General features: G+C 58.8%; 19 protein-coding genes. 10 read left to right on the top strand and 9 right to left on the bottom strand.

Going from position 1 to position 23,264, the window contains the following annotated elements; all coding sequences use genetic code 11:
* The first annotated feature begins 240 nt into the window (after positions 1-240).
* The 3 genes from LJY25_RS06895 to nth all read left to right on the top strand — a co-directional run bounded on the left by LJY25_RS06895 (position 241) and on the right by nth (position 1,809).
* Entirely contained in the window at positions 241-876 is a 636-nt protein-coding gene (locus LJY25_RS06895; protein ID WP_227607562.1) for an RNA polymerase sigma factor, read from the top strand.
* A complete protein-coding gene (locus tag LJY25_RS06890) occupies positions 815-1,045 on the top strand; it encodes an anti-sigma factor (protein WP_227607561.1) in 231 nt (76 codons plus the stop codon). The genes LJY25_RS06895 and LJY25_RS06890 overlap by 62 nt, the downstream gene beginning before the upstream one ends.
* A gap of 89 nt (positions 1,046-1,134) precedes the next feature.
* Positions 1,135-1,809, top strand: coding sequence for an endonuclease III (gene nth, locus LJY25_RS06885; protein ID WP_227607560.1), 675 nt, complete (start codon positions 1,135-1,137; stop codon positions 1,807-1,809).
* Between the two features lie 79 nt (positions 1,810-1,888).
* On the opposite strand, the gene LJY25_RS06880 is transcribed toward nth, so the two are convergent.
* Together LJY25_RS06880 and gldB are read right to left on the bottom strand one after the other, a co-directional pair.
* The gene (locus LJY25_RS06880) at positions 1,889-3,088 is read right to left on the bottom strand and encodes a glycosyltransferase family 4 protein (protein WP_227607559.1); all 1,200 of its coding nucleotides are present in this window, start codon (positions 3,086-3,088) and stop codon (positions 1,889-1,891) included.
* 110 nt (positions 3,089-3,198) lie between these two features.
* On the bottom strand, positions 3,199-4,197 hold the full coding sequence (gldB, locus tag LJY25_RS06875) for a gliding motility lipoprotein GldB (RefSeq protein WP_227607558.1): 999 nt from the start codon (positions 4,195-4,197) through the stop codon (positions 3,199-3,201).
* A gap of 124 nt (positions 4,198-4,321) precedes the next feature.
* Here gldB and LJY25_RS06870 point away from each other — a divergent pair, with 124 nt between their 5' ends.
* On the top strand, positions 4,322-4,993 hold the full coding sequence (locus LJY25_RS06870; RefSeq protein ID WP_227607557.1) for a porin family protein: 672 nt from the start codon (positions 4,322-4,324) through the stop codon (positions 4,991-4,993).
* 89 nt (positions 4,994-5,082) lie between these two features.
* Here the strand turns inward: LJY25_RS06870 and LJY25_RS06865 are convergent, their stop codons facing one another.
* The 3 genes from LJY25_RS06865 to LJY25_RS06855 form a co-directional block, all read right to left on the bottom strand.
* On the bottom strand, positions 5,083-6,690 hold the full coding sequence (locus LJY25_RS06865; RefSeq protein WP_227607556.1) for an Rne/Rng family ribonuclease: 1,608 nt from the start codon (positions 6,688-6,690) through the stop codon (positions 5,083-5,085).
* 332 nt (positions 6,691-7,022) lie between these two features.
* Positions 7,023-7,928, bottom strand: a complete 906-nt coding sequence (locus LJY25_RS06860) for a tetratricopeptide repeat protein (RefSeq protein ID WP_227607555.1) — start codon at positions 7,926-7,928, stop codon at positions 7,023-7,025.
* A 71-nt stretch (positions 7,929-7,999) separates the two neighbouring features.
* Entirely contained in the window at positions 8,000-8,305 is a 306-nt protein-coding gene (locus LJY25_RS06855; protein WP_227607554.1) for an HU family DNA-binding protein, read from the bottom strand.
* A gap of 193 nt (positions 8,306-8,498) precedes the next feature.
* On the opposite strand from LJY25_RS06855, the gene mutY reads away from it, so the two are divergent.
* The 6 genes from mutY (at position 8,499) to LJY25_RS06825 (ending at position 16,972) form a co-directional block, all read left to right on the top strand.
* The gene (gene mutY / locus LJY25_RS06850; protein ID WP_227607553.1) at positions 8,499-9,590 is read left to right on the top strand and encodes an A/G-specific adenine glycosylase; all 1,092 of its coding nucleotides are present in this window, start codon (positions 8,499-8,501) and stop codon (positions 9,588-9,590) included.
* 93 nt (positions 9,591-9,683) lie between these two features.
* On the top strand, positions 9,684-10,127 hold the full coding sequence (locus tag LJY25_RS06845) for a single-stranded DNA-binding protein (RefSeq protein WP_227607552.1): 444 nt from the start codon (positions 9,684-9,686) through the stop codon (positions 10,125-10,127).
* 124 nt (positions 10,128-10,251) lie between these two features.
* A complete protein-coding gene (gene gldD, locus LJY25_RS06840) occupies positions 10,252-10,851 on the top strand; it encodes a gliding motility lipoprotein GldD (protein WP_227607551.1) in 600 nt (199 codons plus the stop codon).
* 75 nt (positions 10,852-10,926) lie between these two features.
* The gene (gene recG / locus LJY25_RS06835; RefSeq protein ID WP_227607550.1) at positions 10,927-13,020 is read left to right on the top strand and encodes an ATP-dependent DNA helicase RecG; all 2,094 of its coding nucleotides are present in this window, start codon (positions 10,927-10,929) and stop codon (positions 13,018-13,020) included.
* A gap of 659 nt (positions 13,021-13,679) precedes the next feature.
* Entirely contained in the window at positions 13,680-15,125 is a 1,446-nt protein-coding gene (locus LJY25_RS06830; protein ID WP_227607549.1) for a hypothetical protein, read from the top strand.
* Between the two features lie 233 nt (positions 15,126-15,358).
* Positions 15,359-16,972, top strand: a complete 1,614-nt coding sequence (locus LJY25_RS06825; RefSeq protein ID WP_227607548.1) for a T9SS type A sorting domain-containing protein — start codon at positions 15,359-15,361, stop codon at positions 16,970-16,972.
* A 126-nt stretch (positions 16,973-17,098) separates the two neighbouring features.
* Here the strand turns inward: LJY25_RS06825 and LJY25_RS06820 are convergent, their stop codons facing one another.
* The 4 genes from LJY25_RS06820 to LJY25_RS06805 all read right to left on the bottom strand — a co-directional run bounded on the left by LJY25_RS06820 (position 17,099) and on the right by LJY25_RS06805 (position 23,159).
* Positions 17,099-18,886 carry an acyl-CoA dehydrogenase family protein gene (locus tag LJY25_RS06820; RefSeq protein WP_227607547.1) on the bottom strand — a complete coding sequence of 596 codons (1,788 nt, stop codon included), beginning with the start codon at positions 18,884-18,886 and terminating at the stop codon, positions 17,099-17,101.
* A gap of 164 nt (positions 18,887-19,050) precedes the next feature.
* Positions 19,051-19,389 (bottom strand): 50S ribosome-binding protein YggL, encoded by a 339-nt coding sequence (locus LJY25_RS06815; protein ID WP_227607546.1) that lies wholly within the window; start codon positions 19,387-19,389, stop codon positions 19,051-19,053.
* A gap of 70 nt (positions 19,390-19,459) precedes the next feature.
* On the bottom strand, positions 19,460-20,644 hold the full coding sequence (locus tag LJY25_RS06810) for an acetyl-CoA C-acyltransferase (RefSeq protein ID WP_227607545.1): 1,185 nt from the start codon (positions 20,642-20,644) through the stop codon (positions 19,460-19,462).
* 106 nt (positions 20,645-20,750) lie between these two features.
* On the bottom strand, positions 20,751-23,159 hold the full coding sequence (locus LJY25_RS06805; protein WP_227607544.1) for a 3-hydroxyacyl-CoA dehydrogenase/enoyl-CoA hydratase family protein: 2,409 nt from the start codon (positions 23,157-23,159) through the stop codon (positions 20,751-20,753).
* Positions 23,160-23,264: the final 105 nt, after the last annotated feature.

Below are 23,264 nucleotides of genomic sequence, written 5' to 3'. Positions count from 1 at the left end.
GAAAAGGTCAGCTGCGGCTGGCCTTTTCATTTTTATAGTGCTCGTCCAACCGGCTTCTGGCCGGGGGAATTGCGACTAAAAAATTTTGTCATTTTTTCTTTGTTCAGTATTGTGTTTGATGCGGCACTTATTTACATTTGGTTCTTCCCTCCCTTCTCTTTTTTCTACAGGAAAATTCCTGTTCACCGGCAACTGCACAATATGGCCTAAAGCTCTACGTTCCTTTAACCCGTAGCCTTTATGGAAACCATGCAGCCGAGCGACTCCGCTTTAATCTCGCTCTACATTGCCGGCAAAGAAGATGCCTTCGCACTCTTGCTGGATCGGCACAAAAGCCGTGTCTTCACCACGATTATGCTAATCGTGCGCGATGAGGACGTGGCCGAAGATCTGTTGCAGGATACCTTTATCAAGGCTATTCACACCATGAAAAGCGGCCGCTACAACGAAGAGGGGAAATTTTCTTCGTGGATCTGCCGCATTGCCCACAACCTGGCCATCGACTTTTTCCGACGGGAGAAGCGCAACCCCACCCAAAACCTCGATACGAGCAGCTATGCGTTCAACTCTCTCTCGCTGGCCGAGGAAGGAGTGGAAGCCGCAATGACGCGGGAGGAAACCTATGCTCGTCTTCGGGAGTTAATACAAGACCTACCGGCGGCCCAAAAGGAAGTTCTGGTTATGCGCCACTACGGCGACATGAGCTTCCAGGAGATTGCGGACGCCACGGGGGTTAGTATCAACACGGCGTTGGGCAGGATGCGCTACGCCCTGATCAACCTGCGGAAGAAGATGGCCGCGCAACCCGTTTTCTATGATCAAAACCTTTACCCAAGAGAAGCTGCTCCGGTACGTGTACAACGAATTGCCGGCTGACGAACAGGCCGAGCTGGAGCAGGCCCTGGTGCACGACCCGGAACTGGCCTCCTGCTGTGCCGACCTGCTGTTGGCTCAGCGCTGCCTGGATGGCCTCAACCGCGGCCCCAGTGAGCGCACGACCAGCTCAATTCTACAATACTCCCGGACCTTCCTAAAGGCTTCCTGACTTTTTTCAGTGCCCGCCGGTTAGCGCCTGCCCCGATGAGTCTTTCATCCGGCAGTTGCTGACCGGCGGGCTTGCTTATGCCTGCTTCTATGCGCAAGCCCGAACGGTTCCGCCGCTTTCTCGACTACTTTACCACCCACTTTCCGGAGCCCCAGACCGAGCTGCACTACACCAACGCCTATGAGTTGATTGTGGCGGTGGTTCTCAGTGCCCAGTGCACCGACAAGCGGGTAAACCTGATTATGCCCGAGCTGCTGCGGCAGTTCCCGACCCCGGCGCATCTGGCGGCGGCCACACCCGAAGAAATCTTTCCCTACATCCGCAGCATCTCCTATCCCAACAACAAGGCCAAGCACCTGGCGGGCCTGGGACGGGTGCTGGTTGAAGAGTTCGACTCCGAAGTACCCAGCCAGGAAGAAGACCTGCAGCGCCTGCCGGGCGTAGGGCGCAAAACGGCCCACGTGGTCATGTCGGTTATCTACAATCTGCCCGCCATGGCGGTGGATACCCACGTGTTTCGGGTCTCGCACCGGCTTGGACTCGTGAGCCGGCAGGCCACGACGCCCTTGGCCGTGGAAAAAGAGCTGCTGAAATACATTCCGGAAGAGAAAGTAGCCAAGGCCCACCACTGGCTGATCCTGCACGGGCGCTACATCTGCGTGGCCCGGCAGCCCAAGTGCAGCATCTGCCCCCTCACCGATTTCTGTAAGTTCTACGCCCAAAACTTCCAGGGCCCTGCAGCCGATGCGTCTACCGACGCGTAACAGGCAATTTCTTGAGCCCCTTAGACCAGAGAGTATACCACAGTACAAAATTGGTACTAGTCGGTACTAAGCTCGTGGACTACTGGGCCACATCCAGCAGCACCTGTTCTATGACTTCGGCAATCTGAGTGCGGTCAAATTCATTAAAGGCCAGCTGCCGGCCCCGCTTCCCGGCCGCTAACAGCGCCAGCGGATCAGAGAGCTGCTCGGTCAGACGGTAAGCCAGCTGCTCGGGCTGCCCGGCCGGCACAAACCATCCGCACTGATTTTCCTCAACGAGCTTTTTGGTCCAGCCTTGGTTGGTCACCACTACGGGCGTGCCCATTGCCAGGCTGTCGTAGAGCTTGGCCGGTGAGTTGGCGTCCAGCACCGGGAGGTCCAGGAAGGAAACAACTGATACATCCGCCAACGCAAACCAGCGAAACACCTCGTGCCGGGGCCGCGGGGCAACCAATCGGATGCCGGACGTGCGCGCAGCTGCTTCCCGGATAAGCGGCTCAAAATAGCCATGGCCCATAAACAGCCAGACCGTATCGGGATTGCTACTGGTTTGCAGCTCGGCGGCTTTTACCAGGGTCGGAATGTCATTGGCCCGGCCAAAGGTGCCGGCATACAGCACTATCCTTTTTCCATCGAGCCCGTGCTCCTGCCGCAGCTGGGTTACTGCTCCGGTAGTGACCTGAGCGGCTAAGTCCAAGTCGGTGCCGTTGAGGACGGTGGTAATCTTACTGTCAGCAATACCCAGCCCGGCCACGTAGCTGGTCATGTCGGGTGAAAGCGGCAGGATGTGGGCCGCACTTTGGTAGAGCCCTTTTTCCAGCGCATACAGCCGCTGCCGGGCCCAGGCCGTGGGCACTGCGCCCATGGCAATTGGAAAGGAAGGCCAGAGGTCCTGCACCTCAAACACCCAGGGCACGCGGCGGCGGCGGGCTACCTGCGCGGCGGCCCAGGCCGCCGTGAGCGGGGTTGAAATGCCCCAGACAACATCCGGACGCTCGATGCGCATTCCTTCCCGTAGAGCGAAGGCGGCATACTGTCCGAACGCCAGCAGGCGGCGCGGCACGCCCATCTGATTGCCATACGCAATACCCGCTGCCCGCATTTCCACACCCTCCGGCAGCCAGGGGAAGGATGCGGTCAGGCGCTGCCCTTCCCAGGCCCGACTGGTGATAAGTGTGACGCGGTGCCGCCGGGCCAGGTGCGTCAGCAACGAATAGTGCCGGCTGGTGGCCGGGCAATCAGGATTCGTGTGATACTGGCTGAAAACGGCAATGTGCACCTGAAGTCAATTAAGAATTAACAATTAGTAATTAAGAATTGAGACTACAGATACAGCTGATCCGACAATTCGGACCAGGCGATTCTTAATTGCTAATTGTTAATTACTAATTATTTCCGCTTGGGGCGATACTTGGAGGCGGTGAGGATCCGCTGGGCGTCGGTCTCAGCCATCAGCTGGGGCAGCGTTACCTGGGGGTGCTCGGCCATATACTTGCGTACAATCTGCCAGCCGACCCACGCCCCCACCCGACCCGGGCAGGTTTTGTCGATTTCAGGAATACTGGGCCGCTCCCCCACGTACTTCTGAATAGTGAAGGGAGCTGTATTGTAAAGCAGCTTTTTCTCGATGAAGTGCGCCCAGATCTTGCCCTCGTTGAACTCGACGCCCGCCAGCTCGGCAGCGGTAAAGCCGATCAGGATCGAGTCCTGGGTGCAGGGCAGCACTTTCTCCACGAAGTACAGCGCCTTGCCGTACTGCACCATCTCGCTCAGCATAGTCTGGTTGGTCGGCAGGCGGCGGTTATACTTGCTGGAAATGGCCTGGGCAGCGGCCGGCAGCAGGTGAGCCGGGGTATAGCGGCGCAAAATGTACTCCGGGGCATTGGGCCGGTATTTAGCTTTCGGACCCACGAAGAAATCCAGGCTCAAGACCATCAGGCTGTCGTTGACAAACAAGTCCTTGCTGAATGGGTCCAGTCCCAGGCCGCTGACAAACGTATTGACCGGCGGCACCCGGAATTTGGGAAAGTAGTAGCGCACGTGCTGAAAAAGCCGCTTCAGGTCGGCCTGGAGCTGCTCTTCCGGAAATGCGGCCGCCGCCTGACTGCCCAGCTGCTGCAGGTCGGCATTTGTGGCCAGCCGGGTCAGCATGGGAGTCAGCGCATCAGCCGACGGATACTGACGCAGCTGCAGATACTGATTGGCAAACAGGGGGTGCTGCGCCAGAAATGCACCGGCGTCGGTAGTGCTCTTTACCTGGAAAAAAGACCTCTCCAGTCGTTCCAGCCGAAGGGTGACCGGAACCTTGGCAACCTCGGGGTTTAGTTCGCACTTGTCTTCACGCCCGCAGCCGGTCAGCAGCAGGAGCAGAAGCAGCAGTTTCCCCAACTGGGGATATTTTCGGGCAGGGTTGTGAAACACGCTTGAGTCGTTACTTTAGGGCAAAAATAGCCAAAACCAAACGTTGCGGGGCCGTTTTCCGTCTACCCCGAACGTTTAACTCATATTACCCATGAAAAAATTGTTTTTGGCTCTGCTCACTCTTGGAGCCTCCGCCACCGCTGCCTCGGCCCAGGTCGAAATCGGGCTCAAGCTTTCCCCTTCGGTTACCTACCTGCGGGTGGATGCTCCCTCGGCCAACAAGTTTGAAAGCAAAAGCAGCAAGATCAGCCTCGGCGGCGGCGTTATCGTCGACTACTTCTTCGGGGAAAACTACGCGTTCAGCAGCGGCCTGCTCTTGGTGGGCAAGGGGGGTACCATCGGGTACGTTTCGCCGATTTCGGGCGGTGCCGTCGAGCAGAAGATTGGTTTGCAGTACCTGCAGATTCCGGTTACGATCAAGCTTTTTACCAACGAAGTGGCTCCCGACGTCCGCGCCTTCTTTCAGGTGGGCGGCTCGCTTAACCCGCTCATCACGGCCCGCATCAATGGCAACAAGTTCTACACCGACGCCAATAACAAGGAAACCAAGGCCTACAGCCACTTCCTGCCCGTGGATGCCGCCGTACTGGCCAGCGCGGGCATTGAGTACCAGCTGGGGAAAAGCACCAAGGCCCTGGCCGGCATCAGCTACCACCGCGGGCTCATCAACACCGACATCTACTTCGACGATGAGCCCAACAAGATCGAGGGCGTCAGCCTTAAAAACAACGAAATCACGCTGGACCTGGGCATCAAGTTCTAGCTTACCCGGCTGCCACGGAAAAGCCCGCCCTGCTCATCTCGAGCAAGGCGGGCTTTCTTCTTGGTCAGGAGGCTTTCGCAGAAAAACCGTTAGTCCGTAATCTCAATCTCGCGGTCCTGCAGACGGCTCATCGCTGCCGCCGGCGAGTGCAGCTCGATGTCTTCGCCCCGCTCGTCCTCAATCCGGTAGTCGGTGAGGCCCAGCGAGGTGTCTTTCATCACCTTCACCCACTTGTAGTACTTCAGGTACCACTTCATTTGCTTCGACACCAGACCTTTGGTGTAGTAGGCATGGAGGAAGGGATGCACGTAGAGCGTGATGCCCGACTGATTCTGGGCCACCAGCAGGTCTTCAATGCTGTTGTCAATCTCGTCGGTGACGAGAATGGAAGCCGAAATCTTGCCGGTACCGCCGCAGGTGGGGCACAGCTCCCCGGTCACGATGTTCTCGGCCGGGCGCACGCGCTGCCGCGTGATCTGCAGCAGCCCGAACTTGGTGATGGGCAGAATAGTGAACCGCGCCTTGTCGAACTTCATGATGTCCTTGACGGCATCTTCGACTTTCTTGCGGCTCTCCGCCGACTTCATATCAATGAAGTCGACGACGATGATACCGCCCATGTCGCGCAGGCGCAGCTGCCGGGCAACCTCGCGGGCCGCCGACATATTCACGTGCAGCGCCGTAGCTTCCTGGTCGCCTTCCTGGTTGCTCTTGTTGCCGGAGTTCACGTCGATGACGTGGAGGGCTTCGGTATGCTCGATAACCAGGTAGCCGCCGCCGGGCACCGTCACGGTTTTGCCAAACAGCGATTTGAGCTGCTTTTCGATGCCGAAGTGCTCAAACGATTTCACCTTGGCGTTGTGCAGCTTGAGCAGGCCCACCTTGTCGGGGGCAATCTTCTCCAGGTAGCTGCGCATCTCCTCGTACATCGCCGGGGAGTCCACGGTAATGGCATCAAACGACTCGTTGAGCATGTCGCGTAGCATGGAAGAGGTCCGGCCCAGTTCGCCCAGCACCTTGTCGTTGGGCTTGGCCGAGCGCAGGGTCTGGAAGAGCTGCTCCCAGTTAGCCACCATGCTTTGCATATCCTTGTCGAGCTCGGCGACCTCACGGCCCTCGGCTACGGTGCGGATGATCACGCCGAAGTTCTCGGGCTTGATCGAGGCGATGAGGCGCTTGAGACGCTCCCGCTCAGTCTTGCTGACAATCTTCTTCGAGACGCTGATAACGTTGGAAAACGGCACCAGCACCAGGTAGCGGCCGGCCATCGAAATGTCGGTGGACAGTCGCGGGCCCTTGGTGGAAATCGGCTCCTTGATGATCTGAACCAGCATCTGCTGGCCTTTCTTCATCACGTCGGCCGCTTTGCCGACTTTGTCCATCGTTCCCTCAAAGGTGAAGTTCTTGAGGGAAGCAACGGTGATTTTCTGCGATTGAACGCCCCGCACCCACTTCGTTAGCGAGGGAAATTGCTCGCCAAGGTCGCCGTAGTGCAGAAACGCGTCTTTTTGGTACCCGATGTCGACGAACGAAGCGTTCAGACCGGGCATAACTTTCTTGACCGTGCCCAGGAAGATGTCACCAACGGAGTAGTTGGTGTCGTTGCGGTCGAAATGATATTCGATGAGCCGCTTGTCCTGAAGCAGGGCAATCCGTTCTCCTTCCTGAGTAGAATTAATGATTAATTCGTTACTCAATGGGTCAGATGATTTAGGTAGCCTCCGAACGACCCGGTCGGCTTGCTCCCGAAACCCACAAAGGGAAGCCGGTGCGTAAAGCACCAGCTTCCCTTGCAGGCCAGGGGAAAAAGCGAACGAACGGCCACTCTCGGGGATACTGAATGAGAGATAGACGGCACCTGCTCAGCACGAACAGGTCCGCCAGCAAACCCCGAAAGGCTTACTTCTTCTTGTGACGGTTCTTGCGCAGGCGCTTCTTCCGCTTGTGAGTGGCAATCTTATGACGCTTTCTCTTTTTACCGCAGGGCATGGGTTGATGGGTTAAGGTTTGTAAAAAAGGGACTTACTTATTACAGCTTTTGCAGCTCCTGATCCACCGACGCCGACAGGGCCGGATCGGTGCTCATGGATTTGACTTTGGTGAAGACCTGACGGGCTTCGTCCTTGGCTCCGCTTTGCGCTAACGCGACGCCAAGATAAAACTGACCGTTCACATTCTCGGGGTTGACCTTGGTCAGCTCCCGGAAACGCTCCACGGCCCGGTCGGCCTGGTTGCTTTGCAGCGAGAGGATGCCCAGGTTGTACAGGGCTTTTTCGTTGCGCGGATCGGCCACCAGCACTTCCCGCAGCAGCTTTACGCCCTGCAACGGGTTTTCGGTAGCCATATAGGCCATGCCGAGGTTGATTTTGGCGTCGAGGTTTTCGGGGTTGTTTTTCAACACCTTCTCGTACAGCTCCCGGATTTTACCGCTGAGTTGCTGGGCCCGCTCCTGGGTAGCGGCAAAGCTGAACGCTTCGAAGTACTCATCGGCGGCCCGCTTCCAGGCCTGCTCGCCCGGACGGGCCAGCGCTACCTGCTCGTAGTAGTAGCCGGCGCTGTCGAATTTGCTGACGGCCTTGTACTGCTTGGCCAGGTCGGTGGCGAGGCGGAGCCGGGCTACCGGATCACGTTCGGCGCGGTAGCGGCCCAGCAGCTGGTTTAGCTCCCGGCGCTGCCCGGCGGTGGCCTCCTGGTGGGGCATTTCAGCGGTTGGGCTGGCTGCTACGGTAGGCTGCTCACCCGACGAAGCCACGGCTTTGGAGCCGTTGGTTTCAGAGCCCCCGTCACGGTTGGCCGTGCGGGCCGCGTCGCTGGTGAGCTCTCCCTTACCTTCCTTGGGCTTGACGATTACCTTTGGCAGCAGCAGCAGCCCGCCGGCCAGCGCTACCGCCAGGGTGAGAAGAATAAGCTGATGTGAGGAAGTAGTGCGAGCCATCGAAAAAAAGCATGCCGCCGGGCTCCGGAGTTCGGAACACCGGCGGCGCTGCCGGTAAGAGCGAATGAAGCTTAGGCCTGAGCCAACGCTTTGATTTTCTTGCTGTTCTTGATTTTGCCGATGAACGTCTTCGAGGGCTTGAAGCTTGGAATGAAGTGCTCGTCGATGATGATGGACGTGTTTTTGGAGATGTTGCGGGCTACTTTCTTTGCCCGTTTTTTGTTAACAAAGCTGCCAAAGCCCCGAACGTAGATGTTGTTGCCATCGGCCATCGAATCTTTAACAACTTTGAAAAAGGCTTCTACGGTTGCCGAAACGTCTGCTTTCTCAATGCCGGTCTTGTCGGCGATTTCGGCGATTACTTCTGCTTTAGTCACGCTAGTAAGTACTGTGAAGTGAAAAAATGTCTGCCGGATAAAACACCCGGCCCAAGACGTAAGATGTTGCCCGGTAAGGCGTTCCCTTGCGAATTTGGGCCACAAAGGTAGTTTGCTTTTTTGGTTTTACAATACTTTCTCCACAATCTGCTTCCATCGCCGGTCCGGCTATAATCCTTTCTTCCTCACTGTCTTGCCTGATTCCTCGTCCCCTGCACTTCATCCGTTTTTTGCCCAGGCGCTGCTCGACTGGTACCCGCGCCACCGCCGCGACCTGCCCTGGCGCCACACCCGCGACCCGTACGCTATCTGGCTGTCCGAGGTGATTTTGCAGCAGACCCGGGTCAGGCAGGGCCTGCCGTACTACCTCGATTTCGTCACCACCTACCCTACCGTTCAGAACCTGGCCGCTGCCCCCGAAGACGAGGTGATGCGGCACTGGCAGGGCCTGGGCTACTACTCCCGGGCCCGCAACATGCACCATACGGCCCAGCAGGTGGTGGCTGAGTATGCGGGCCGCTTTCCCGCTACCTACCTGGAGCTGCTCAAGCTGCGCGGAGTAGGCCAGTACACCGCCGCCGCCATTGCCTCCTTTGCCTATGGGGAACAGGTGGCGGTGCTCGACGGCAACGTATTCCGGGTGCTGGCCCGGGTGTTTGGTATTGCCGACGATATTGCGGCTCCGGCTTCCCGCCGGGTATTTCAGGAGCTGGCCAATCAGCTGATACCCGCTGACGTACCCGACCAGTTCAACCAGGCTATTATGGAGTTTGGGGCCATTCAGTGCACGCCCGTCAAGCCCGACTGCCTGTTCTGCCCCCTGCAAAGCCGGTGCTACGCCTTCCAGCACGGAATGGTGCAGGAGCTGCCGGTAAAGAGCAAGGCCAAGGCCGGGCGCACGCGCTACTTTCACTACCTCGTGCTGCGGCATGGCGAGCAGGTGTACCTGCGTAAACGCAGCGCCAAGGACATCTGGCAGGGCCTGTACGACTTTGCCCTGACCGAAACAGAATCGGCTACCCTGGCTCCTGCCGAGCTGCTGGCCCTGGCAGACGAGCTGGGCGTACAGCCCGCTACCGACCAGGTGGAAGAGCCTTCCCAGGCGTACCGGCACGTGCTCAGCCATCAGAAAGTAGAGGCCCGCTTTCATCCGATCTGGCTTGCTGCCCCGCTGCCTGCTGCCACGCTGGCAGCTACCGGGCTGGCTCCGTTTTCGGCCGCTCAGATCGAGCAGTTACCGAAGGCGGTGCTCATCTCAAATTATCTGAAAACCGTTCGTTTTTAGCAGTTTTCCGATTGGAAAGCCCCCCTGTTTTTCGTATCTTTATAGTAGATCCAATATCCACTTTACTTAACTTAACTCTTTAACAATCAGCTCATGGCAGCAGGAATCAACAAGGTAATTCTGGTCGGCAACCTGGGTAAAGATCCGGAAGTCCGCCACCTCGAAGGCGGCGCGGCCGTGGCCAACTTTACCCTGGCTACAAACGACTATTACAAAGACAAATCCGGCAACCGGGTAGAGCGTACCGAGTGGCACAACATCACTGCCTGGCGCGGGCTGGCCGAGACGGCGGAGAAGTATCTGCGCAAAGGTCAGCAGGTGTACATCGAAGGGCGGATCCGGACCCGGCAGTACCAGGACAAGGACAACCAGACCCGGTACATCACCGAGATTGTAGCCGACGAAATCACGATGCTCGGGGGCCGTCCGCACGCCGACGGGCAGAACGGCTCGAACGGCAACGGGGAGCAGCACGCGGCGGCCGAGGCCCAGCAGACGTTCCGGCAGGAGCCGGAACTCGACCAGCTGCCTTTCTAAGGCATTTTTCAACCTTTCAGATGAAAGCCCCGGCACGATGCCGGGGCTTTCTACGTTTGGCTAAGGCTGGTAATGGGCCGGCTGATTCCAGCTACCTTTGACTACGCACTTCCATTCGCCCCTAATGCTCATTTTGTCTTTTCCACGCTCTTTCCTGGCGGGGCTGCTCAGCACGCTGCTGTTTGCTACTGGCTGCTCGTCAACTCCTGACTACACGCCCAAGCCCAAAGGGTACAACCGCATTGATCTGCCACCCCACGAGTACCAACAGCTGGAGGCCGGCCACCCCTATACGTTTGAGTATTCGCGCCATGCCCGGATTCTGCCCGACAGCTCCTACCTAGCCCAGCCCCACTGGATCAACGTGTACTACCCCAAGCTGCACGCCAACGTGCAGCTTACCTACACCAGCGTGACCCAGAACCGGAAACTGTTCAACAAGATGATGGAGGACGCGCGCAAGCTGACGGGCAAGCACCAGATTAAGGCGACGGGCATTGAGGAAAGCCTGCTGACTACCCCCAACGGCATGCGCGTGTCGGTGTTTGAACTATCGGGCGAAGTACCAAGCCAGTTTCAGTTCTTCACGACCGACAGTACCCGCCATTTTTTCCGGGGCGCGCTGTATTTTCCCGTTGCCACAGCCAACGACTCCCTGGCGCCCGTTATTGATTACATGAAGCGCGATATCGTGCAGCTCATCAACACCCTGAAATACAAGTAGCGGCCCTGCCTCGCCCGCCTGACTGCCGTTTGCTTTAATTATCTCCGCTAAGCGCCCACCGCTGGCAGCTGCTTAATGAGCTTTTTCAACACCAAGATCGAGAACCTGCGCAGCGTGGGCACCCAGCGGGCCACCCTACTGCAAAAGGAGCTGAACATCTTCACTTACGGAGACCTGATTCAGCGCTACCCATTCCGCTACCTCGACCGCACCCAGTTCTACAACATCGTGGACCTGCACGACGACCTGCCTTATGTGCAGGTGAAGGGCGTGCTTCGGGGCCGGGAGGTGGTGGGCGAAGGCCCCAAGCAGCGCATGGTGGCCAAGGTGGCCGACGCCAGCGGGGAGCTGGAGCTGGTGTGGTTCAAGGGCGTAAAGTGGCTCCAGAGCATGGTGAAGAACCACCAGGAGTACATCGTCTTCGGCAAGCCCTCTTTGTTCAACGGCAAGCCGCAGATGGCCCACCCTGAGCTGGAGGAAGTCACCGAAACCAAGCCCGGGCAGAGCTACCTCCAGCCGGTGTATAACACCACCGAAAAGCTCAAGAACTATCACCGGCTCGACAGCAAGGCCCTGGCCCGCCTGACGGCCGACCTGCTGCGGATTGCCCTACCGCACATTCACGAAACCCTGTCGCCGGCCTTGATTGCGCGGTACGGGCTGATGAGCAAGGCCGACGCGCTGCAGCAGATTCACTTTCCGCAGAGTACCGAGCTGCTGCAGGCGGCCCGGTTCCGGCTGAAGTTCGAAGAGCTGTTCTACGTGCAGCTCAAACTGCTGCGCCAGAAAACCCAGCGCAAAGTGGAGCTGGCCGGGCAGATTTTCCGGGAAGTCCCTACGCTGGTGGACTTCTACAAAAACCACCTCACCTTCGATCTGACCGGGGCCCAGAAGCGGGTTATCCACGACATCTACAAGGATTTCTGCTCGGGCCGGCAGATGAACCGGCTGCTGCAGGGCGACGTGGGCTCGGGCAAGACGATTGTAGCCTTTATTTCGATGCTGATGGCGGCCGACAACGGGGCCCAGAGCTGCCTGATGGCGCCCACCGAAATCCTGGCCGACCAGCACTACACCGGCCTGAAGGTGTACGCCGACCAGCTCGGCATTAGCATCGGTAAGCTGACAGGCAGCTCGCGGACGGCCGAGCGGCGGGTCCTGCACGAGCAGCTGCGCAACGGGGAGATGCATATGCTGGTCGGCACCCACGCCCTGCTGGAAGACGTGGTGCAGTTTCGCAACCTGGGGTTGACCATCATGGATGAGCAGCACCGTTTTGGCGTGGCCCAACGTTCCCGGCTCTGGCAGAAAAACCCCCACATCATCCCGCACGTGCTGGTAATGACGGCTACGCCCATTCCCCGCACCCTGGCCATGACGCTTTACGGCGACCTGGACGTGTCGGTGATTGACGAGCTGCCCGCCGGCCGCAAGCCTATTGTGACGGTGCACCGCTACGACTCGAACCGCCTGAAGGTATTCCAGTTTCTGCGCGACCAGATTGCGCTGGGCCGCCAGGTGTACATCGTGTATCCGCTTATCGAGGAATCCGAAACCCTGGACTACAAGGACCTGACCGACGGCTACGAAAGTATTCAGCGGGCTTTTCCGGAGTTCCAGATCAGCATTGTGCACGGCCGTATGAAGGCCGAAGAGAAAGACTACGAGATGCAGCGCTTCGTGAAGCGCGAAACCCAGATTATGGTGGCTACCACCGTAATCGAGGTAGGCGTGAACGTGCCCAATGCCTCAGTTATGGTGATTGAAAGCGCTGAGCGGTTTGGCTTGTCCCAGCTGCACCAGCTCCGGGGCCGGGTGGGCCGGGGCGCCGACCAGAGCTACTGCATCCTGATGACGGGCTACAAGCTCAGCAAGGACAGCCGGACCCGCCTGGAAACGATGGTCCGGACCAACAATGGGTTTGAAATTGCCGACATCGACCTGAAGCTGCGCGGCCCCGGCGACCTGATGGGTACCCAGCAGAGCGGGGTGCTGGACCTGCTCATTGCCGATCTGGCCAAAGATGGGCGTATCCTGAGCGAGTCGCGGGCGGCGGCCCAGGAGCTGCTGAATGAAGATCCGGAGCTGGCCCTGCCCCAGAACCAGAATATCCGCCGCCACATCGAGTCGCTGTCGTCGACGGCCATCAACTGGAGCCGGATCAGCTAGGGCACAAAAAAAACGGCCGGTAAGGCCGTTTTTTCGAACTACTTAAGAGTAGAAGAGGAAGCACCTCCCTCTCCATTCGCAAGGCGCCAGAGTTTGGACGTCGAGCTGTGGGAGTTTGATGAAGTGGGACGTTGTGAAAAAAAAGAGGTGATGTGAACGGGAGCTCCAATCGGCTGAGCTTTGACTGTCGTGGGAGTGGAAGCAGGTTCTTTAACCATTTTTCCGACCACGATCAGGCCAAAGAGTAAGATGAAGCGGAGTAAAAATTTCATAGCGGGTAGTGTGTGTTGGGGTGCTGCGCGTTGCAAAAGTCAGACCAAAGGCATCCGTTTGAGGTTCCAAGAGATTTAAGATACTGAAAAAAATCAGTACTCAACTTACATAAGCCTGTTTTAAGTCCTCAAAGATATGAATTTAATTCTATTCTATATCCTCTCCGGCTACGTCCGCCGGAAGCAGGACGCTGTTCACAAAGGTAAGGCCGCGCTGTTGCGGCAGGGTTTCCCTAGCGTTAGCTCTATATCAAGAAACCGTCGTTAAGCTCAACCTCACCCTCGCTCGTGGCTCGCGCTGTGTACGGGCATGGTCCCGTAGTTGATACCTTTGGAACGGTTTTTTTAGCTACTTCCTTTCCCTTTCTCACCTAACTGCTTTTGGTTGTGCGCATTATTTTTCTGATTACTCTAGCCTTTCTGCTGGCATTCACCGGCGCAGGCCCGGCCCTGGCTCAGAAAGTGAAATCCGTACCGTTCAGCTACTTACCCGAGCAGTCAGAAGACCATTACAACAAGCGGGTCCAGAACAAGACACTTTCCTTACCCGGCGGAGGCTTCATCATTCTGGCTCATAAGGCCGGAACTGAGTACGCGGTGGAGCGGTACGACAGTGAGCTGAAGCGGCTTTGGGCCACCGCCATTCCGCTCTCGGCCGACCAGCGCATTGATGGGTTTGCCCGCAGCGCCCGGCAGGCCACCGTGCTCATCTTCGAAAAGAACGAGGCATCCCAAAGCCTGACGGCCCAGCCTATCGACCTGCAGAGCGGGCAGAAGAAGCCAGCCAAGAAGCTGCTGGACGTTACCGCCCGCGGCCGCCGGCCCGGCGCCGCCTTCTCACCCGACGGCACCAAGCTGGCGGTCTGGCAGTACGTGCTGCGCGGCGAGCAGATCCGGGCCATCAACGCCAGCGTGTACGATGAGTCCCTAGCCAAGCTAAAAGACCGCACCTACGACTTTCACGACCAGGGCGCCTTTTTCTCCACTACCGTTCACATCGGCAACGACGGCACCCAGTTTGTGACGCTGGTGAGCGACGAGATGAAAAAGCTGACCCTGCGCCGCTACCGCAACGACAACCCCGACATCCGGGTGATGTCGGTGGCCGTGGGGGGCACCTTTGGCGGCAAAGTGGTAACCGTGCTTGACACCCGGTTTCGGCTGGAGCCCGACAATACGCTCTACGCTGCCCTGCTCTGCACCGAGCGCGAAACCGGAGAATACTACAGTCTGAAGGTGGTGCGCTTCGATACCAATGGGGAGGGCGACATGAAGTTTGCGCCCGAATTCCGGTTCACGCCCGAATACCTGGCCGAAGTAAACAAGGTGGGGCAGACCAGCTCCAAGCGCCTGGAGGACGTGTACCTCTCGGATCTGCTGCTGACGCCGGAAAAGCAGCTGGTCGTGGTGGCCGAAAAGGAGTTTGAGGAAGGCGGCGACAACTCGCCGGCCCACGCCCGGGAGCTGCATTTGTTTGGCTACAATGAGTTCCAGACGCCAACCTGGCATACCATCATCCCCAAAAACCAGGTGGCCTCCGCCGCCGAAGGCTTTACCGGGCTGGGCTACCGGGCCTCCGCGCTGGGGTCCGATCTGCAGTTTGTAACCCAGGAAAAGCTGGAAGGCAAATCGGACCTCTACCTGCGGCGGGTAAATGCGGCAACCGGCGTGGTTTCGGCCCCGCAGAAGCTGCGCCTGACCGTGGCCGCTGACCAGGGCCTTTCCTACGTCAAGGACTTCACGGCCTGGCTCGACTCCAAGACTATCGTGGCCGTGAGCCGGCCCAGTAAAAAGTCGGCGGCGCTGATGCTGAACAAGATTGTGCTGAAGTAGCCTGATGGCTGTTCGCTCCCGGCCCCGAAAGCCAGCCCGGTTGGGCTGGCTTTTTTGCTGTTGCCCTGCACTGAACTGGATTCGCTCTTCTCACCCCTTTCTTTATATCGACTCCTATTTAACGGTCAGCCGGCGGGCTACAATAGAAGTAGCTATTTCTCTATCTTTCGGTTGAGTTACCCGTAACCCTGCTTTACCTAAAGTTTTTGTTCATCACCACTAACACACCGTTTATGCGCGTTTCTATTCCTCTTACCGCACTGCTTATTAGTCTTGGCAGCACTGTTACCCATGGGCAGACCTACATTCTGGACCCAAGTTTTGGAACAGCGGGCCGGACCCAGGTCACTTTCCCAACGGCCTCTTCAACTGAGGCGGTACGCGGTCTGCAGTTGCTGCCCGATGGCCGACTTGTAGTTGCCGGCCGTACCGGTGACCTGTTTGGCATTGCCCGCCTGACTTCCCAGGGACAACCCGATGCCGGCTTTGGTACAGCCGGGCAGCTCAGCCATAGCTTCGCCCTGCCAGCTGGCACTACGCCTGGCACCACTATCCGGTACGCCGAGCCCACCTCCATTCTTCTCCAAGCCGATGGCAAGCTCGTGGTTGGTGGGATGATGCTGACCTCCGGGCCGGTCCATCCGGTAATCGCCCGCTACCTCGCCTCCGGCGCCTTTGATCAATCTTTTGGCAGCGATGGGCGCTACGTGCCGGTGATGAGCAGCGGTGGTCTGGGTGCCGGCATCAACTCGGTAAGCCAGCAGCCCGATGGTAGCCTGCTAACCGTCAGCCGCCGCTACGGCCTCTCGTCCTCCTATACGGCCAGCATCACGCGGCTGCTGCCCAACGGCACGCTGGATAACACCTACGCCCATACCTACCCGACGACGGGTAACGAGACGACCCCCACCGTCTCGAACTCCGACAAAACCCCCTCTGCCTCGGTAGTCGATCCGGCGGGGCGCCTGCTCACGGCGGGCGTGCATTATGTAATGAATCAGAATTACGTGGGTCCCCAGGGCGCGTCTCTTGTCCGCTACCAGCCGAATGGCCAGTATGATGCTTCTTTTGGCATCAACGGTATTGCCGTGCTCACGACAGCCAATGGTGGCCGGGGCCTGGAATGGAAAAAGCTGTTGCTGCAGTCCGATGGCAAGATTGTGGTAGCGTCGCTGCAGTTCTACTACATCGGTAGCCGGCTGGTAAACGACTCCGTAGGGGTAGCCCGCTACCAGGCAAATGGCACGCTCGATCCCACCTTTGGACGGGGCGGACTGTCGAAGTTTGCCTTTGGCGGCGCCAACGGCCAGAGCCTCGCGGGGTTCCAGCTGAATGCGGCCGGGGAATTCGTGGTTGGCGTTCAGACCTCCGCCGGCCTGAGCATCGTGCGCCTCACTTCCACTGGACAGCCGATTACCAACTCCATGGGCAGCATTCAGCTGCCCGGGATGGAAGCCGCCTACATGGCTGTGCAGCCAGATGAAAAGATTGTAGTGGCCGGCACTACCACTAATCTGGCCGGAACCAAAAGCTTCGGCGTGGCCCGCCTCATGGTTAACACCCAGCTGAGCAACCGTACCAGCCGGAGCGCAGGGGTACAGGCTCAGCTTTATCCAAACCCCGCCGCTCAGAACACGAACCTGCGCTTGGCCGGAGTGGCCGACGGACAGCTGCTGAAGCTTCAGGTGCTTGATGCCCTGGGCCGCGAGGTGCTGACCCTGCCCACGGTGCGCGCAACCAGCGCCGAAATTCAGCTGCCTTTAGCCGGTCTGCGCCCCGGCAGCTATACGCTCCGCATTCAGGGCGAGGGGTTCTCGCTCACCCGCCCCTTTATCCGGGTAAACTAAAGAATCTAGCCAACAATCAAAAGGCCGCTTCCAGATGCTGGAAGCGGCCTTTTTTGTGTCAGCCTACCGGCCCACGGAAGCTACCTGCCAGTAGCGCTCCGAAGTCCGGCATTCTGGTTTACTGCCTTAATAGGCGTACTCGTTGGCCTGGATCAGCACGTCGGCAATGCGGCGACGGGCTTCCTTGGCATTGTACAGGTCGGCTTTGGTGAAGCGCTTGAGGCCCATGGCCAGCAGGCGCTGCTCGTCGCCTTCCGTCATGGTGGCAATGGCGTCCTTACCGAACTTGTTGACCATGTCCACGGTGTCGTAGAGGTACACGCGGGCAATGTCGATCTGGGTTGCCACGGCTTCCTCGCCCTTCTGGCCGGCTTCCTTCTCCACGCGCAGGATGGTGCTTTCGGCGGTGTAGACCTTGATGGCCATGTCGGCAATGTTCATCAGCACTTCCTGCTCTTTGGCCAGGGAGTTCATGTACTTCTGCACGGCCGTGCCGGCGACCATCAGGATAGCCTTCTTCAGCTTGGCAATCGTCTTCTTCTCGGCCGAGAACAGGCCGGTTTCCTCTTCCACGTTGAAGTCGGGAATAGCCATCAGCTCCTGCTGCACGGCCTGGGCCGGGCCCATCAGGTCCAGCTCGCCTTTCATGGCCTTCTTCAGGATCATGTCGACGGCCAGCATCCGGTTGATTTCGTTCGTACCCTCGAAGATGCGGTTGATGCGCGAATCCCGGTAGGCGCGGTCCATGGGGTAGTCGGCCGAGAAGCCGTAGCCGCCATACACCTGTACACCCTCGTCCACCACGAAGTCGAGCACCTCAGAGCCTTCCACCTTCAGGATGGCGCACTCCACGGCAAACTCCCGGGCCGCGCCGAGCAGGGCTTCGTTGTGGCTCAGGCCCTTGCCAAGCAGCTCCTGCTCCATGCGGAAGATGTCCATGCCGGAGCGGTAGATGGCCGATTCCACGGCGAAGATGCGCACGGCCTGCTGGGCCAGCTTGTGCTTGATGGCGCCGAACTTGCTGATGGGCAGCTTGAACTGCACCCGCTCGTTGGCATACTTCACGCTCAGCGTGGCGGCCATCTTGGAAGCGCCCAGGCAGGCAGCCGCCAGCTTGATGCGGCCGATGTTCAGGATGTTGAAGGCAATGAGGTGGCCTTTGCCAATCTCACCCAGCACGGCCGACTTGGGTACCTTTACATCGGACAGAAACACCTGCCGGGTCGAAGAGCCCTTGATGCCCATCTTGTGCTCCTCGTTGCCGAGGCTCAGGCCGGGCGCACCTTTCTCAATGATGAAGCCGGTGAACTTGTCGCCATCCACCTGAGCAAATACCACGAACACGTCGGCAAAGCCGCCGTTGGTGATCCACATTTTCTGGCCGTTCAGCACGTAATGCTCGCCGTCTTCGGTGGGCATGGCCTTGGTCTTGGCGCCCAGGGCGTCGGAGCCGGAGCCGGGCTCGGTGAGGCAGTAGGCACCCATCAGCTCGCCGTTGGTGAGACCGGGCAGGTACTTGGCTTTCTGCTCCTCGTTGCCGAAGTACAGAATGGGCAGCATGGCAATGCCGGTGTGGGCGGCAAAGGCTACCGGGAACGAGTGGCCGCCGCCCACGCCTTCCGTCACGCGGAGGGAAGTGGGAAAGTCCATGTCGAGGCCGCCGTACTGCTCGGGAATGCTGACGCCGAAGAGGCCCAGCTCACCAGCTTTTTCCATCAGCCCGCGCATCAGGCCTTCCTCGTGGTTGTCGAGGCGCTCCAGCAGCGGGTGCACTTCCTTCTCCACGAAGTCAAGCGCCGTCTGGTGCATCATGTTCTGCTCCTCCGAAAAATCGGCGGGCGTAAATACGTCCTGGGCGTCGGTTTCCTTGATGATGAACTCGCCGCCTTTTACAAGGTTGTTGGTAACTTCCATGACAGTGGAGATGGTAAAGTGGGAAGAAAGAGGGTATCGAAGGAGGGCAAACTGTTAGGCTTGCCGAGTATTTAATTTCTACGTAGCTGCTGCCGCTGAGATAGCGAAAGATACGAAAATATGGTATGCTTGCCGAGTAGTTTGCGAAAATAAAAGTCAGCTGCTCACGGTGCTGGCTCTTCGATATCGTCGGCAAACGAGCCATGCCAAGCGTCCATCAGCGGCCCGACGGTTACGGCTTTTACTTCCGGCTGCTGCCGTAACCAGACGCCCAGCGCCTCGCGGTCAGCATCCGTAGCGGAGCGGCGCGAGTCGGCTTCCACGAAGAAGTGGTCGAGGCCGCCGCTTATCAGCAGACTATTCGCCTCCACGGCTTCAATCAGCCGGTCGAAAAAGGAAAAATAAGCTTCCTCGGTGTCGGGCATGTCCAGCTTAAGCCGGACCGAGAAGCCCAGCTCCTGAAACTCCTGAAGCCGAAGCTTCTTGCGCAGCCGCTTTTTCATCTCTTCCTGTACGTTAGGGTGATTAAAATGGTCCGGCAAGTTCCTTGAGAACTCCACCGGACCATTGCAATTACTTCAGCAGCTCGTAGATGCCGGCTACGCCCTGGCCGCCGCCTACGCAGGCGGTTACCATGCCGTACTTCTGGCCCCGGGCCCGGAGCTCATCGAACAGCTGGATGCTGAGCTTGGCACCGGAGCAGCCCAGCGGGTGACCAAGGGCAATGGCGCCGCCGTTCACGTTGAGCTTGTCGGGGTTCATGTTCAGCTCCCGCATCACGGCAATGGACTGGGAGGCAAAGGCCTCATTCATCTCGATCAGGTCGATGTCGTCGAGCTGCATACCGGCCTGCTTCAGGGCTTTCGGCACGGCTTTCATCGGGCCCATGCCCATGATGCGCGGGTCAATGCCTTCGGTAGCGTACGTCACCATGCGGGCAATGGGCTCCAGGTTCAGCTCCTTGACCATCCGCTCCGACATCACGATGACGAAAGCGGCGCCGTCGGAGGTCTGGGACGAGTTGCCGGCCGTTACCGAGCCGTTAGCCGCGAATACGGGCCGCAGCTTGGCCAAGGCCTCAATCGAGGTGTCGGCGCGGGGGCCTTCGTCGGTGTCTACCACGAACGAGCGGGTCTTCTTTTTGCCCGAAGCCTGGTCGAGGTAGGTTTCCTCTACCGTAATCGGCACGATCTGGCTTTTGAACTTACCCTCCTGGATAGCCTTAATGGCCTTCTGGTGGGAGTTGTAGGCGAACTGGTCCTGGTCTTCGCGGCTGATCTTGTAGTCCTGGGCTACGGCCTCGGCGGTGAGGCCCATGCCGAGGTAGTACTGCGGGTACTTCTGGGCGAGGTTGTAGTTGGGCACGGTTTTCCAGCCCACGGTGGGCACCATGCTCATGTTTTCGGCCCCGCCGGCAATGATGCAGTCGGCCATGCCGCCGCTGATGCGGTTCACGGCCATAGCAATGGTTTCGACGCCCGAACCGCAGTAGCGGTTCACCACCATGCCCGACACGTTCATGGGCAGGGCGAGCAGGGAAATCATCCGGCCGATCTGCAGGCCCTGCTCGGCCTCGGGTACGGCATTGCCCACAATCACGTCGTCGACGCGGGTGGGGTCGAGGGCCGGGACGGAGGCCACGAGGTGCTTGATTACTTCCGCCGCGAGGTCGTCGGTGCGGGTGAAGCGGAAACCGCCGCGGGGTGCTTTGCCCACCGCCGTACGGTAGCCGGCAACGATATAGGCTGTCTGGTTCATGGTTTTCTAGTTGTCAGTTGTTCGTTGTCAGTTGTTGGTATTGTTCTGGAGTCAGCTTTATCAGAACGACCTGACAACTGACAACAAACAACTGACAACCACTTCATTAATTCCGCAGCGGCTTGCCGGTAGTAAGAATCGACTGAATCCGCTCCAGGGTTTTCCGCTCGCCGGTCAGGCTGAGGAAGGCTTCGCGCTCGAGGTCCAGCAGGTACTGCTCCGACACTTCGGTGGGCGCGCTCAGGTCGCCACCGCACATGATGTAAGCCAGCTTGTCGGCAATCTTCTGGTCGTGCTCCGAGATGTAGCGGCCTTCCTTCATGGCGTACACGCCGGTCTTGAACATGGCCAGGGCGCCTTTGCCATGCACCTTGATGTTGGTTTTCTGCACCGGCTGGGTGTAGCCGGCCTCCGCCAGCTCAATAGCCGCCGCCTTGGCCTGGGCAATGACGCGGTTGCCGTTCACCACGATTTCGTCGCCCCGGCGCATAAAGCCCAGGTCCACGGCTTCGGCCGCCGAGGTCGAGACCTTGGCCGTGCTGATGGTGACGAAGGTGTTGCGGATCAAATTCAGCTCGGGCTCCCCCTCCTCGTACTTGAGGGCGGTGCGCAACGTCATTTCCTTGGTGCCGCCACCGGCCGGAATCAGGCCCACGCCGAACTCCACGAGGCCCATGTAGGTTTCGGCTGCCGCCACTACCCGGTCGCAGTGCAGGTTCAGCTCGCAGCCGCCGCCCAGGGCGAGGCCGTGGGGCGCGCCGACCACCGGGATGCTGCTGTAGCGCATCCGCATCATGGCCTGCTGGAACTGGGCAATCATCAAATTCAGCTCGTCGTACTCCTGATCCAGCGCAAACATGTACACGAGACCCAGGTTGGCGCCGGCTGAGAAGTTAGGGCCGTCGTTGCCCACTACGAGGCCGCGGAAGTCCTTCTCCGCCAGCTCCACGCCTTTCAGCAGGCCCTGGATGACGTCGGAGCCCAGGGAGTTCATCTTGCTGTGGAATTCCACGTTCAGGATACCGTCGCCGAGGTCGAGCACCGAGGCGCCGGCGTTTTTCCACACCACTTTACCGGTAGCGCGCAGGTTGTCGAGAATCACGAAGTTCTCCACACCCGGAATGCTCTGGTAGCTCTTGGAATCGATGTCGTAGAACTGCTTGACGCCGGCCTCGTTCACTTTGTAGAAAGACGTGTGGCCGGCGGCCAGCATTTCCTCTACCCAGGGCGCGACGGTTTTGCCTTCAGCCTGCGCCAGCTCAAGCCCTTTCTGCACGCCCAGGGCATCCCAGGTTTCAAACGGACCCATTTCCCAGCCGAAGCCGGCGCGCAGGGCGTCGTCAATCTTGTAAAGCGAGTCGGTGATTTCCGGAATACGGTTGCTGACGTAGGCCAGCAGGCCGGCAAACGTCTGGCGGTAGAAGTCCCCGGCCTTGTCCTTGCCGCCTACCAGCACCTTGAACCGGTCGGCCAGCTTTTCAATCGGCTTGGTGGCTTCCAGGGTGGCAAACTTCACCTTGCTGCTGGGCTTGTACTCGAGCGTAGTCAGATCGAGGGCCTGAATTTCGGACTTGCCGCCCTCGCCCTTGACCTTTTTGTAGAAGCCCTGGCCGGTTTTGTCGCCGAGCCACTTGTTCTCACCCATCTTCTTGAGGAAGTCGGGCAGCACAAAAGCATCCTTGGCTTCGTCGTTGGGCAGGTTCTGGGCCAGGCCGTTGGCCACGTTCATCAGCGTGTCGAGGCCCACCACGTCGGAGGTACGGAAGGTGGCCGACTTGGCGTGGCCGATAACCGGACCCGTCAGCTTATCTACTTCCTCAACCGTCATGCCCAGCTTCTGCATCACCTGCAGCACGTCCATGATGGCGAAGACGCCCACCCGGTTGGCAATAAAGGCCGGGGTGTCCTTGGCCAGCACCGTGGTTTTGCCCAGGTACAGGTCGCCATAATGCATCAGGAAATCTACCACCGCCTGATCCGTGTCCGGGGTCGGGATGATTTCGAGCAGCTTCAGGTAGCGGGGCGGGTTAAAGAAGTGCGTGCCGCAGAAATACTTCTTGAAGTCGTCGGAGCGGCCTTCTGTCATCAGGTGAATCGGGATGCCGGAAGTGTTGGAGGTAATGAGCGTGCCGGGCTTGCGGAACTGCTCCACGCGGTCAAACAGGCTCTTTTTAATGTCGAGGCGCTCCACGACCACCTCAATCGTCCAGTCGCAGCCGGCAATTTCCTTGAGGTTGTCGTCGAAGTTGCCGGTCTTGATGCGCACGGCATCGGCCTTGCGGTACAGCGGGGAGGGGTTGCTGGCTACGGCGGCCTGCAACGAACTGTTCACAATCCGGTTCTTCACCGCCGGACTGTCGAGCTTCAGCCCTTTCTTTTCTTCGTCGGGCAGCAGCTCCCGGGGCGCAATGTCGAGCAGCAATACCTGCACGCCAATGTTGGCGAAGTGACAGGCAATGCGGGAGCCCATAACGCCGGAGCCCAGCACTGCTACTTTTTTGATGGTACGATTCATTCGTGGGGGAATGAGGGGTGAGAAATGGTTTTTTGGCTGTTGGCTGATGTGCAACTACTCGTCATGCCGAGCTTATGGTCGACAACAGGTATTGGGTAAGGACTA

The sequence above is a fragment of the Hymenobacter translucens genome (assembly GCF_020685205.1).
Lineage (GTDB): Bacteria > Bacteroidota > Bacteroidia > Cytophagales > Hymenobacteraceae > Hymenobacter > Hymenobacter translucens.
This window is presented reverse-complemented; position numbering and strand designations above follow the sequence as displayed.

Coding starts and splice junctions, on each gene's coding strand:
- gldD (WP_227607551.1), top strand. CDS start 10,252: ATGCTCATTTTGTCTTTTCCACGCTCTTTCCTGGCGGGGCTGCTCAGC.
- LJY25_RS06870 (WP_227607557.1), top strand. CDS start 4,322: ATGAAAAAATTGTTTTTGGCTCTGCTCACTCTTGGAGCCTCCGCCACC.
- LJY25_RS06860 (WP_227607555.1), bottom strand. CDS start 7,928: ATGGCTCGCACTACTTCCTCACATCAGCTTATTCTTCTCACCCTGGCG.
- nth (WP_227607560.1), top strand. CDS start 1,135: ATGCGCAAGCCCGAACGGTTCCGCCGCTTTCTCGACTACTTTACCACC.
- LJY25_RS06805 (WP_227607544.1), bottom strand. CDS start 23,159: ATGAATCGTACCATCAAAAAAGTAGCAGTGCTGGGCTCCGGCGTTATG.
- LJY25_RS06815 (WP_227607546.1), bottom strand. CDS start 19,389: ATGAAAAAGCGGCTGCGCAAGAAGCTTCGGCTTCAGGAGTTTCAGGAG.
- LJY25_RS06890 (WP_227607561.1), top strand. CDS start 815: ATGATCAAAACCTTTACCCAAGAGAAGCTGCTCCGGTACGTGTACAAC.
- LJY25_RS06825 (WP_227607548.1), top strand. CDS start 15,359: ATGCGCGTTTCTATTCCTCTTACCGCACTGCTTATTAGTCTTGGCAGC.
- LJY25_RS06845 (WP_227607552.1), top strand. CDS start 9,684: ATGGCAGCAGGAATCAACAAGGTAATTCTGGTCGGCAACCTGGGTAAA.
- LJY25_RS06895 (WP_227607562.1), top strand. CDS start 241: ATGGAAACCATGCAGCCGAGCGACTCCGCTTTAATCTCGCTCTACATT.
- recG (WP_227607550.1), top strand. CDS start 10,927: ATGAGCTTTTTCAACACCAAGATCGAGAACCTGCGCAGCGTGGGCACC.
- LJY25_RS06810 (WP_227607545.1), bottom strand. CDS start 20,644: ATGAACCAGACAGCCTATATCGTTGCCGGCTACCGTACGGCGGTGGGC.
- LJY25_RS06820 (WP_227607547.1), bottom strand. CDS start 18,886: ATGGAAGTTACCAACAACCTTGTAAAAGGCGGCGAGTTCATCATCAAG.